This is a genomic window from Parasphingorhabdus sp. (assembly GCF_036964675.1).
Taxonomy (GTDB): domain Bacteria; phylum Pseudomonadota; class Alphaproteobacteria; order Sphingomonadales; family Sphingomonadaceae; genus Parasphingorhabdus.
This window is the reverse complement of the sequence record NZ_JBALTF010000075.1, coordinates 1-11,354: the sequence shown is the minus strand read 5'-3', so window position 1 is coordinate 11,354 and position 11,354 is coordinate 1. Positions and strand designations below refer to the sequence as shown.

13 protein-coding genes and 1 pseudogene are annotated in these 11,354 nt (G+C 57.4%); 4 read left to right on the top strand and 10 right to left on the bottom strand.

Going from position 1 to position 11,354, the window contains the following annotated elements; translation table 11 throughout:
- From V7665_RS11765 to bfr, 4 genes and pseudogenes are all read left to right on the top strand, one after another.
- Nucleotides 1-209 (top strand): annotated as a pseudogene (locus tag V7665_RS11765) (nitroreductase family protein); the annotation flags it as partial.
- 111 nt (nucleotides 210-320) lie between these two features.
- Nucleotides 321-1,577: a DUF418 domain-containing protein gene (locus V7665_RS11760; protein ID WP_335664728.1), complete on the top strand. Its 1,257-nt coding sequence runs from the start codon at nucleotides 321-323 to the stop codon at nucleotides 1,575-1,577.
- 63 nt (nucleotides 1,578-1,640) lie between these two features.
- Nucleotides 1,641-1,811, top strand: a complete 171-nt coding sequence (locus V7665_RS11755) for a (2Fe-2S)-binding protein (protein WP_335664727.1) — start codon at nucleotides 1,641-1,643, stop codon at nucleotides 1,809-1,811.
- Nucleotides 1,812-1,933: 122 nt separating this feature from the next.
- Nucleotides 1,934-2,410 (top strand): bacterioferritin, encoded by a 477-nt coding sequence (bfr, locus tag V7665_RS11750; RefSeq protein ID WP_335664726.1) that lies wholly within the window; start codon nucleotides 1,934-1,936, stop codon nucleotides 2,408-2,410.
- A 16-nt stretch (nucleotides 2,411-2,426) separates the two neighbouring features.
- Here the strand turns inward: bfr and V7665_RS11745 are convergent, their stop codons facing one another.
- From V7665_RS11745 to V7665_RS11700, 10 genes are all read right to left on the bottom strand, one after another.
- Nucleotides 2,427-2,840 carry an Hpt domain-containing protein gene (locus V7665_RS11745; protein WP_335664725.1) on the bottom strand — a complete coding sequence of 138 codons (414 nt, stop codon included), beginning with the start codon at nucleotides 2,838-2,840 and terminating at the stop codon, nucleotides 2,427-2,429.
- Between the two features lie 134 nt (nucleotides 2,841-2,974).
- The gene (der, locus tag V7665_RS11740; protein WP_335664724.1) at nucleotides 2,975-4,366 is read right to left on the bottom strand and encodes a ribosome biogenesis GTPase Der; all 1,392 of its coding nucleotides are present in this window, start codon (nucleotides 4,364-4,366) and stop codon (nucleotides 2,975-2,977) included.
- 31 nt (nucleotides 4,367-4,397) lie between these two features.
- Entirely contained in the window at nucleotides 4,398-5,732 is a 1,335-nt protein-coding gene (locus V7665_RS11735; protein WP_335664723.1) for an outer membrane protein assembly factor BamB family protein, read from the bottom strand.
- Entirely contained in the window at nucleotides 5,729-6,499 is a 771-nt protein-coding gene (locus V7665_RS11730; RefSeq protein ID WP_335664722.1) for a tetratricopeptide repeat protein, read from the bottom strand. The genes V7665_RS11735 and V7665_RS11730 overlap by 4 nt, the downstream gene beginning before the upstream one ends.
- Before the next feature lie 157 nt (nucleotides 6,500-6,656).
- Nucleotides 6,657-7,529, bottom strand: a complete 873-nt coding sequence (gene panB, locus V7665_RS11725; protein ID WP_335664721.1) for a 3-methyl-2-oxobutanoate hydroxymethyltransferase — start codon at nucleotides 7,527-7,529, stop codon at nucleotides 6,657-6,659.
- Between the two features lie 72 nt (nucleotides 7,530-7,601).
- Nucleotides 7,602-8,678: a glycerophosphodiester phosphodiesterase gene (locus V7665_RS11720; protein ID WP_442955222.1), complete on the bottom strand. Its 1,077-nt coding sequence runs from the start codon at nucleotides 8,676-8,678 to the stop codon at nucleotides 7,602-7,604.
- A gap of 2 nt (nucleotides 8,679-8,680) precedes the next feature.
- A complete protein-coding gene (locus tag V7665_RS11715) occupies nucleotides 8,681-8,962 on the bottom strand; it encodes a DUF427 domain-containing protein (RefSeq protein WP_335664720.1) in 282 nt (93 codons plus the stop codon).
- Nucleotides 8,963-9,165: 203 nt separating this feature from the next.
- Nucleotides 9,166-9,534: an ArsC family reductase gene (locus V7665_RS11710; RefSeq protein WP_442955221.1), complete on the bottom strand. Its 369-nt coding sequence runs from the start codon at nucleotides 9,532-9,534 to the stop codon at nucleotides 9,166-9,168.
- A gap of 127 nt (nucleotides 9,535-9,661) precedes the next feature.
- Nucleotides 9,662-10,018 (bottom strand): GNAT family acetyltransferase, encoded by a 357-nt coding sequence (locus V7665_RS11705; RefSeq protein ID WP_335664729.1) that lies wholly within the window; start codon nucleotides 10,016-10,018, stop codon nucleotides 9,662-9,664.
- A gap of 66 nt (nucleotides 10,019-10,084) precedes the next feature.
- Nucleotides 10,085-11,092: a zinc-dependent alcohol dehydrogenase family protein gene (locus V7665_RS11700; protein ID WP_335664718.1), complete on the bottom strand. Its 1,008-nt coding sequence runs from the start codon at nucleotides 11,090-11,092 to the stop codon at nucleotides 10,085-10,087.
- Nucleotides 11,093-11,354: the final 262 nt, after the last annotated feature.

The window sequence follows — 11,354 nt, the reverse complement described above, 5'->3', positions numbered from 1 at the left end:
GCATGCTGATCACCGCCCTGCATGAAGCGGGCCTCGCCACGCTGACCCATACGCCCAATCCGATGAAATTCCTGAACGCGCTATGCGAGCGACCGGCGCATGAAAAACCGATGATGATCCTGGTGGTCGGCAAGCCCTCTCCGGACGCCACCATCCCGGTCCACGCAACGATCAAGAAACCGCTCGACCAGATCGCAAGCTGGCTATGAATGTTTTGAATTTACAGGAGTCCGTTCGTGCTGAGCCTGTCGAAGCACAGTCGGCACAGCGGGTTCTGCGAGTCAAAGTCCTTCGACAGGCTCAGGACGAACGGGTTTGACATGAACAACATTGCCCCCTCCCCACGCTATCTCGAACTCGACGCCCTGCGCGGTTTCGCGGTGATGGGTATCTTACTGATGAATATCGTCGGCTTCTCGATGCCGGAAATGGCCTATGTCAGCCCGGCAGTCTATGGCGGCACCGATCCGCCTGATATCATTGCCTGGGCTCTGTCCTACATATTCGTGGACGGAAAGATGCGCGGCCTGTTTACCATCATGTTCGGAGCAAGCATGATGCTGATCATCGAGCGGGCCCAAGCGAGCGGCCAGAACCCGGCAAAGGTTCACTTTTCCCGCATGGCCTGGCTGGCAATTTTCGGCCTCGCGCATTTCTTCTTCTTGTGGTTCGGCGACATATTGTTCCTCTATGCCGCCGTCGGCTGCATCGCCTATTCCCTCAGCGGCCTGAGCGCCGAAGACCTGTTCCGGCGCGCCCTGCTGATCTTCACCATTGGTTTTATCGGCTATTCGATCATGTTTGGTAGCCTGTTATTCCAGCAATATCAGGCGAGTCTCCCCGGTGCCAGCGCCGCTGCAATCGAGAATCTTGCACAGGTCCTGACCGATTTTGGTTCAGGGCCGGGCGTCGTCGCGGCGGATATCACTCTTCATCAATCCGGTTTTGCCCGGATATTTCTCGACAAACTCCATAACAATCCATTCGGTCCGCTCATCTTGCTGGCCTATAATCTGGCCGAGACACTGCCGCTGATGATGATCGGGATGGCGCTTTACAAAAATGGATTCTTCACCGGTCAATGGAGCGCGGCAGAATATCGTAAATTGGGCCTCCGGTTAACCGGCATCGGTGCGTTCATCCTGACGGCAATCACGCTGGGCCTGATTCACAGGGATTTCGACCTGCTGCTGATGCTGAACGCCAGCTACGCCTGGAACTGGCCCTCGCAATTGCTGATGACCATCGGCTATGCCGCATTGCTGATCGGCCTGATCCAGAAATTCCAGGAGTCCTTCTGGATAGACCGGATCGCCGCGGTCGGCCGGGCCGCCTTCACCAATTATCTCGGAACCAGCCTGTTGATGACCTTCATCTTCTACGGCTGGGGGCTGGGACTATATGGGACGGTCGGCCGGGCAGAACTCTATCTGTTCGTGCTCGCCACCTGGGCTCTCATGCTGCTCTGGTCAAAACCATGGTTGCACCGCTTTCGCTACGGTCCATTGGAATGGCTGTGGCGCAGTTTGGCCCGGCGCCAGGTGCAACCGATGCGAATTCGCAAAACTCCCGGTTAAGACCATCTTTGCTATTGCGATCTATTATCATTAGCGATATACGAGTCGCCATAAGGAGCCGCTATGGTCGTCTGTGTTTGCAATGCGATAAAGGAAAAAGACCTGAGAGCCGCTGTGCGCAGCGGGGCTGACCGGCCGTCGCAGGTCTACGCCAAGCTCGGTCGCAAGCCGAAATGCGGACAATGCCTTGCCTTTGCCCAGACGATCATCAGGTCCGAAATTGCAACCGCTTAGCATTCTCGTTAACAAATCATTGTAATATCGATAGTTTCTATCGAAGCCGCCCTTCCGCTTCGCCGACTAATGCTGTATAGCAGTAGGCAATTGATCTACTGATTATCGAGAAGGAATCTTCCATGAAGGGCGATGTAAAAGTCATCGAGTTTCTCAACGAAGCTCTGAAAAACGAACTTACCGCGATCAACCAATATTGGTTGCATTATCGCATGCTCGACAATTGGGGCGTGACGAAACTGGCTGAATTTGAGCGGCACGAATCGATCGACGAAATGAAGCATGCGGACCAGCTGGCCGAGCGGATTTTCTTTCTCGACGGATTGCCTAATTTCCAGTTGCTGGGTCGGTTAAAGATCGGCGAAACGGTCGAGGAAATTCTCAAGGCTGATCTGGAGCTGGAGCATGAGGCGCTGCCGATGCTCAAGGATGCCATCGAACATTGCGAGAGCGTGCGCGACTATGTCAGCCGCGATCTGTTCGCCGAAATCCTCGAAAGCGAGGAAGAGCATGTTGATTCGCTCGAGCAGCAATTTGACCTGATCGAACGGATGGGGATTGAAAATTATATCCAGTTGCAGTCGAAGCCGATCGAATAGCCCGAGATCGGCTTATTCAGCCGAACCGACGACCAAAGCCCAGTGGATGGCGTTGCTGAACCACTGGGCTGGCGTCCTTTTCCAGGATCGCCAGCGTTTCTTCGAACATCGGGCGTAAAGCCACCACCAGTTCGATCACCTCGTCGGGTGTTTCGTGATGCTCGACGCAGGCGCGAGCGGTCATTTCGATCGTTTCTGCTATAATGCTCAGCTTCAAGGCGCCAAATTGCAGCGCCTCTCCCTTGAGCTTGTGCGCGGCAAGGACCATCTCGAAAGGATCATTGGCGCGCATGGCTGCCTCGATCTTGCGGACGGACACGGTGCCATCTTCACGGAAATAGCCGAGTATGCGCACGAAATTCGGACCAAGCGCAGAACGGGTTGCGGTGCAGACCGTCCAGTCAATCAATTCGCTTTCCAATGGCGCCATCAAACGCTCCCGATAAAAATAGCGAAGATACGCTACTCTCCCAGAATCTAGGGCAACACCGGTAAAAACTTAGTTACCGGATTCGAATATAGTTAACCAAAAGCGACCGCAGCTTTTACCAAACTACCGAAAAATCAGTCTTTTTCATGGTAGGGGTTTTTTGGCGCCCGGATGATCAGACGCACCGGAACCCCGCCAAAGCCAAGTTCGCGGCGAATCCCGTTGATCAAATAGCGACGATAGCTTTCGGGCAGATCATCGATCCGCGTGCCAAAGATCACGAAAGATGGCGGCCGGGTCTTGGCCTGCGTGATATAGCGCAACTTGATCCGTTTGCCGCCGGGTGCTGGCGGCGGATTTTCTGTTATCGCATCTTCGAACCAGCGGTTGAGCTTGCCGGTGGAAACGCGCTGCGACCAGATCCGGCGGGCCTGGAATGCCGCTTTCATCAACTCGTCAATCCCCTTGCCGGTAAAGGCAGACACGGCGATCAGCGGCACATCACGGACCTGCGCCAGACCGTCATTCAGCGCCGCACGGATGCCGTTGAACAATTTGCTCGGCCCTTCCGCAACATCCCATTTGTTGATCGCAATCACGACGCAGCGACCTTCCTGAATCGCATGGTCGGCAATGCGCAGATCCTGCGCCTCCAGACCCTTGGTTGCATCGAGCAACAGCACCACCACTTCGGCAAAATCCACAGCATGGCGGGCATCGGCGACGGCAAGCTTTTCCAGCTTGTCATTGACCTTGGCCCGCTTGCGCATGCCGGCGGTGTCGATCAGGCGGACCCGCCGATCGGGCGCGATACCGTCGAGTTTTTCCTCTTCGGTCAGCGCATTATCATGCCAGACCCAGTCCACGGTGATACTGTCACGCGTTATCCCCGCTTCCGGACCGGTTATCATCCGGTCTTCATCGAGCATCTTGTTGATCAGCGTCGACTTGCCGGCATTGGGGCGACCGACAATCGCCAGTTTCAGCGGTGCCGATTCATCGGTGGGCTCTTCGGATTCAGCAGCCTCGAAATTCTCGACATAGGGCCGGATCGCCTGGAACAGGTCGGCAATGCCGTCGCCATGTTCCGCGCTGAATGGAATGGGATCGCCAAAACCGAGCGCATAGCTTTCCAATATGCCGGATTCTGCTGCCTTGCCCTCGGCCTTGTTGACCAGCAATATCACCGGCGTCTTCGAACTTCTCAGCCAGCGGGCGATTTCCTCATCGAGCGGGGTCAGGCCAGCACGGCCGTCGATCACGAAGATCGCGAGCTCGGCTCCAGCAACCGCCAGTTCGGTCTGCTTGCGCATCCGTCCGGGCAGGCTTTTGACATCCTCGTCTTCATAGCCCGCGGTATCGACAATGTTGAACTCGAGACCCAGCAGATTGGCCGCGCCTTCCCGACGGTCACGCGTGACCCCGGGCGTGTCATCGACGAGCGCCAGCTTCTTGCCAACCAGACGGTTGAACAGCGTTGATTTGCCGACGTTCGGTCGACCTATGATTGCAATATTGGGCAGCATAAAGCCGGTCCCTGTCCTTTGGTTCTGATCCTCAGCGGAACGCGGAAATCCGGCCGCTGTCGTCGAGAATATATAGCATACCACCCGCAACAACCGGCGGCAGCGAAATGCCATCCCCCAGTTCAAACAGCGTTTGGCTCGATCCCTCAGCGGGCGAAATCGAAACGACATCGCCTTCGGTGCTGGCAACAATCAGACGATTTCCAGCCAATATCGGCCCCGTCCAGTTGATCGGGTTTTTCTTCTTCTTCTCATTCTTGAAGGCCTCAAGCTGGCTGATCCAGCGGACCTTGCCGTTCGGCCGGGCGATGCACAACAGCTTCGCATCGTCGGTCAGCACGAACACCCACTCGCCGGCCACGACCGGCGTGGTGATCCCGGCAATATTCAATTCCCAGATCCGCTGGCCAGTGACCAGTTCATAGGCTGCCATCCGGCCGCCCTGGCCAAGCGCAAAGACACGACCGCGATCGATCACCGGATCGGCATCAATATCGGATAGCGTCGCCACCGAAGTCGAAATGCTGGTCCGGGCCAACGCATCATTCCAGAGATTTCGGCCATTTTCGTAGCGATAGGCGGTGAGCTCGCCCGAGCTATAGCCAGCTACAATCGTGCCCTGACCGGCAGCAGGCGCACCTACCCCGAAGATCCCGGCGAGACTGACCGTCCCTGCTTCATTCCACTGAACAGATCCGTCGAGCATGTTGAGCGCATAGATTTGATTGTCCTGTGTCATCACATAGACATTGCCATTGGAAATTGTCGGCGAGCCGCGCAGCGGTCCAGCCGGACGCACTTTCCATATCTCGCTGCCATCCGCTACGTTGAGCGCGACGACATCGCCGACACCATTGGTGGCATAGGCGATCTTGTCGAATACGCTCACACCGCCGCCGAATAGCGAAGAGTGCCCGTCACCCTTGACGTTCATCTGGGTAGACCAGATTTTTGCGCCGGTGGCAGCGTCAAAGGCATGGACCATAGCCTGGGTGTCTGTGACAAACAGCCGCCCGCCAGCGACAACCGGCGCAGAGGCCAGCCGTTCCCGCTTGTTAGTGCCGCTGATATTGGCGGTCCATACCCGCGAAAGACTATCGCCCAGCGCAACATTGCCGATCGATTTGCTGGCGTTGCCGCCCGATTGCGCCCATTCACTATTGGCGACAGGTGCCGGCAGGATCACGGCAATCGAGGCCAGTGCGGGATCGACTTCCGCACCGCTTTCCCCGCTCAAGATCGGTGTGCGCTTGCCGAGCGTCGGCGTGTTCTTCTTGTCTTCGCCATCGCCGCCGCCCAATATGCCGCAGCCGGACAACAAGGAAAGGGCCAGCATGCTGGCGATCAGTGTCTTACCGGAAATCATTCCTTGGATTCTCCCTCAGCTTCAGCCGCTTTCAGCGGTGCCGCCTTTTTATCATCGCTGTCCAGTTCGACCGCGTCAATGCCTTCAACGCCTGCCATTTGCAAAGCGCGCGAGCGGATCGTCGCCGGGACATTGTCATCTTTCGCAAGCTGGGCGAAAAGCGGCCCCGCCAGATCAGACTTTTTCATGTTCAGATAGGATATTGCGACCATCTCGCCGGCGCTGCCGAACCAGGGGTTGCCTGGCACCGCAAGCGGCTTCAGCCGGTCTATCACCTGCTGGGGCTTGAGCGTGTCAAATTCAGCGGTGGTCTTGCGGATCAGTGCAAGATCGCGAAACGGTTGCGGCAGACTGTCGTCGGCAATGACCTTGCCATAGACTTCAATCGCCTTTTTGGGGTCATTTTTTTCCAGCGCGATATTGGCCTGCAGCAATTGCGCTGCTGCCCGATAACCGCTCTGCTCAGCTTCCGTCAGCGACTCGAGCGCTTTCGCGGCACCGTCCAGATTATTCTGGCGGATGCTGTCGACGGCAGCGACATATTCCTCGCTGCGGAAACCGGAATCTTCATTCAGGCTATTCTGATAGAATATCCAGCCAGCCAGCGAACCGAGGCCAATGACCACAGCCGCGAAAATCCACAGCCCGTAACGGGTGGCAATATTTTTCAGCTGGTCCTCGCGCACCGCTTCATCAACCTCGCGCAAGAACACTTTTTCCTGATGGTCCGGCTTCTCTTCTGGTGCTTTATCTTTGTCTTTGGCCAATGTGGCTTCCTCAAATCTGTTTCGCGTGCCGCATTCGCCAGTTAGACGAAGGCGCTATGCAATCGGCTGTCCTTTAGCGTCCGCATTAGCAAATGTAAAAGTCTATTGACCATTTCCACAGGCTGAACGGGGTAACCGGTGAAAGTGAGATATTTCGCTATTTTTTCGGCTGATAGAGCTGGCCTGGCCCCGGAAAACTGCGCTCCCGGACCTCTCCGGCATATTGCTCTGCGGCCTGATCAATTTGTTCCGCAATATTGTGATAGCGTTTCACGAAGCGGGCGGTGCGGTCGAACATGCCAAGCATATCCTCGGTGACCAGCACCTGACCATCGCATTGCGCCGATGCGCCGATGCCGATGGTGATCGCATTCACCGCCTTGGTCGCTTCGATCGCAATCGGCTCCAGCACGCCTTCCAGCACGATCGCAAAGGCGCCCGCCTTGTCCAGAGCAACCGCGTCACCGACAATTTTCTTGGCCTCCGCGTCGCTGCGCCCGCGCGCGGCATAGCCGCCCAGCACGTTGATCGCCTGGGGTGTCAGGCCAACATGGCCGACCACCGGAATGCCCCGCTGGACCAGAAATGCGACGGTCTCGGCCATCACTTCACCGCCCTCGAGCTTGACCGCAGCCGCACCGGTCTCCTTCAGGATATGGGCAGCGCTTTCATAGGCTTTCTCCGGCGAGGCCTCATAGGAACCGAACGGCATGTCGACGACGACAACGCTATGATAGCTGCCCCGGACCACCGCCGCGCCATGATTGCACATCATGTCGAGAGTCACCGGAATGGTCGAATCAAGCCCGTAAATCACCTGCGCCAGCGAATCACCGACCAGCAGCATATCACAATGGGCGTCGAGCAATTGCGCCGACCGCGCGGTGTAAGCGGTCAGCATGACCACCGGCTCCGCCGTCACCCCATCGACCTTGCGGCCCTGGATTTTCGGAACCGACAGTCGCCGCATCGGCTGCGGCCGCGGATTGGCGCGACTGGTGGACGTATCGAGTTTGAAGGTCGTGGACATGGCAATCCTAAGCAGTAACGTTGATAGATTGGCCCTGATAAGCGACGGCGGAAGATAAGGCCAGCTTCGCGGTTATCGCTTGATGGCCGTCACCGCCTGCGCCGGATTGTCGCTGAACAGGCCATCCACGCCAGCAGCGACAAATGCGCGCAGTTCGCCAGCCAGATCGCCCGGGTCGCGCGGATCAATGCCGCTCTTGAAATTGGTCGGCAGGAAATAATTCTCGCGGCGGAAAGTCCAGGGATGGACAACAAGTCCCGCCTTATGTGCAGCCTCGACCAGTCCCGTTGGTTCACCCAGCTGGCCCAATATATTGCGACCAATCACCAGATCCTTGGGCGGCCCAAGGCCAGCGGCATATGTCGCGATTTCTGTCAGACCATCGGGCGTGAGCATCGATGCATAGGTCAGGCCCTGGCGATCCGGTGGCCCGCCTTCGCCGGCCACCAGCTGGACCAGCCGGACATCCGTTTTCCCGGAGAGAATCTTCAGATTACCGACCTCGAACGACTGGATGAATATCGGGTCATCCTTGCCGCTATAGCCATATTGTTTCAGCAATCTCAGCAACGGCTCGTCATGACTCAGCCCCAAAGCCTTGAAATAGCCAGGATGTTTGGTCTCCGGATAGACACCGACCCGCTCGCCGCTTTTGGCCGCATGCGCGTTGAGCAATTGCAAAATCTCTTCAAAAGTCGGTATTTCAAACTGGCCATTATAGCGGCTGTTCGCTTCGCGCAGCTCGGGCAGACGCTCTTTGGCCCGAAGCGTCTTTAGCTCGGCCAGGGTGAAATTTTCGGTGAACCAGCCTTCATGGCGCTCGCCGTCGATCATCTTGACGGCCTTGCGATCGGTAAATTCCGGCTTGTCGGCGACATCGGTGGTTTGGCTGATATCATTCTCGTGCCGCGCGACCAGCACGCCGTCCCTGGTCAGGACCAGATCGGGTTCGATAAAGTCCGCGCCCTGATCGATAGCCAGTTGATAGGCAGCCAGCGTATGTTCCGGGCGTTCGCCGCTGGCACCGCGATGGGCTATGATGACCGGTGCTTCCCCGGTCAATGTCGCTGCGTTCATAGTCGCTTCTCCCGCCTGTACCCCGCAGCCGGACAGCACCAGCGCAAATAACAAGGCAAATCGGGCGCTCATCACTAGCCGACCTCGACGCCTTTCCAGAAGGCGATCCGCCCCGCGATTTCGGCGGCAGCGTCCTTGGGCGCCGGATAATACCAGGCCGCATCCTCGTTGATTTCGCCCTCGACGATCAGGCTATGATAGGATGCGTCGCCCTTCCACGGGCAGTGGCTGCTGGTGTCGCTGTGCATCAGATATTTCGACCAGACCGATTCGCGCGGGAAATAATGATTACCCTCGACCACAACCGTATCGTCGCTCTCTGCGATCACCACGTCATTCCATTTTGCCTGAACCATATCGATAGCCTTTTCACCTGAGCCGAACAGCGTCAATGAAGATCGCCTGCGGCATCGCCCTTTTGTCCGAAACAAGCGCCCGGACTCGAGATGCGGCGATAAGCGGAGAGCGGCCGATTGACGATACGGCAATCGGGGAGGTTATCCGCAACGCGATGGCTGAATTTTGCGTCATTCGAACGGAAACGACGGACATGGCGATTTCAGCTGTTGCGCGCGGCCAGTCCAGCGGCTTCATAATCCGAAGCCTTGAATCCGACGACCAGCTCCTCGCCATGCTCCAGCACCGGCCGTTTGATCATGCTGGGATTTTCCGCCATGACCATGACCGCTGTATCGTCGCCGATATTTTCCTTCACCATGTCGGGAAGCTTGCGAAAGGTCGTGCCGCGCTTGTTGACCAGCGCTTCCCAGCCGACCTGCATCACCCACATTTCCAGCTTTTCCCTGGTGATCCCGGACTTTTTATAGTCATGAAAAACATAGTTGATGCCATTGCGCTCCATCCAGTTGCGCGCCTTCTTGACGGTGTCGCAATTGGAAATGCCGTACATTTTGGTTTCACCAGCCATTGTCATTGTCCTCGATACATAGCCCAGATTCGATTGCCGCGAGCGCTAGGCTCAAAAATTAAAATTGGCAATGGGGTACAAAATCAGGGCATCGCAGGCCGAATGGCATCGGTCAGCTTCCCGTCACTCAGTTGCCATGCGGACCCAGTCGCTTTCCGATTGTCACCACCGGCTGCACTTCATATCCCAGCGCTTGGTAAAAACCGATCGCGGCTTCATTGTCATCCCGCACCATCAGCTGGATTTTCGGGGCATTTCGTTCGCACAGCCAATGCTCGGCCGCTGCCATCATCTGTCTGCCCAGGCCCTGTTTCCGGCAAGCCGGAACAACGCCGAGATAATAGACCCAGCCACGATGGCCGTCATCGCCAACCATCACGGTCGCCGCCCATTGCCCGTGATGCTCCAGCAAAAATATGCAGGAAGTCATCCCGTTGACCGCGCGTTCAAAATCGGCGCCGGGGTCATTCCATGGTCGCGTCAGGCCACAAGCCTACCACAGCGCGATGACCGCATCGCGATCATCCAGATTGGCCCGCCGCCTCATTGGTCAGATATCGACGACAATCTTGCCGAAATGCTTACCCGATTCCTGATGACGGAAAGCATCGGCCAGGTTGGCAAGCGGGAAATGCTGGTCGAGCACGGGCTTGAGGCCATTGGCCTCGATCGCCGCGATCATGTCGATCTGCTGCGCGCGGCTGCCCACGGTCAGGCCCTGCACGCGCAGGTTCTTCGCCATCAGCAAGGCAGTCTGCACGGGTCCGGCGAAACCGGTCAAAACACCGATCAGGGCGACATGACCGCCGATCCGCGTCGCCATCATCGACTGGTCGAGCGTGCCGGGGCCGCCGATTTCGACGACGCAATCAACGCCCTTGCCGCCGGTGAGTTCGAGCACTTTCGGCCCCCAGGCTTCGACTTCCTTATAGTTGATCAGATGATCCGCGCCGAGTTCCTTCAGCCGCTCCAGCTTGTCATTGGATGAAGAAGTCGCGATCACCGTTGCGCCAGCCGCCTTGGCAAATTGCAGCGCGAAGATCGAGACGCCGCCGGTGCCCTGCACCAGCACCGTGTCACCCGGCTTCACGCAGCCATCGACAAACAGCGCACGCCAGGCGGTAAGGCCGGCGCAAGTCAAAGTCGCGGCTTCAGCGGCGCTATAGCCCTTGGGTGCCTTGGTCCAGGACGTGGCAAGGCCAACCGCCTGCTCGACCGCATAGCCGTCAATGCCGTCGCCCGGTACGCGGGTAAATCCACCTTCGGGCGGCGCGCCGTCAATCCACTCGGGGAAGAAGGTCGAGACCACCAGATCGCCGACTGTAAATTCGCTGACGCCTTCGCCCACGGCAGTCACTTCGCCCGCACCATCGGACATCGGAATACGCTTCTCGGCGGTCGGCAACATCCCCTTGACCACGGCATAATCATGATAGTTGAGGCTGGAAGCGCGCACCCGCACCGCGATTTCGCCGGGTCCGGGCGCCGCCGGATCGGGCAGGTCGACCAGCTTCAGATTGTCGAGCGAGGCGGGAGCGTGCAGTTGGATGGCTTTCATGACGGGTCTCTCCTGAATTTAATTGTTTGATTAAACCGGGCTTAGTATGAGGGCAGCAGATGGTCAACATATGCCCGTGTCATACACCCAGCGACGTTGCTGCCTATCTTGCAAATTTGTAATCTTAACGCCATTTTGATACCATGAAAAGACGGTCACGATTGAAGATAAGCGCATGGAATCCATCAACCGAGAGGCCGAGCTGACGACTCGATCGCTAGGCGCCGGAGAACAGAAAACCGCTATCGACCATCTGTTTGAC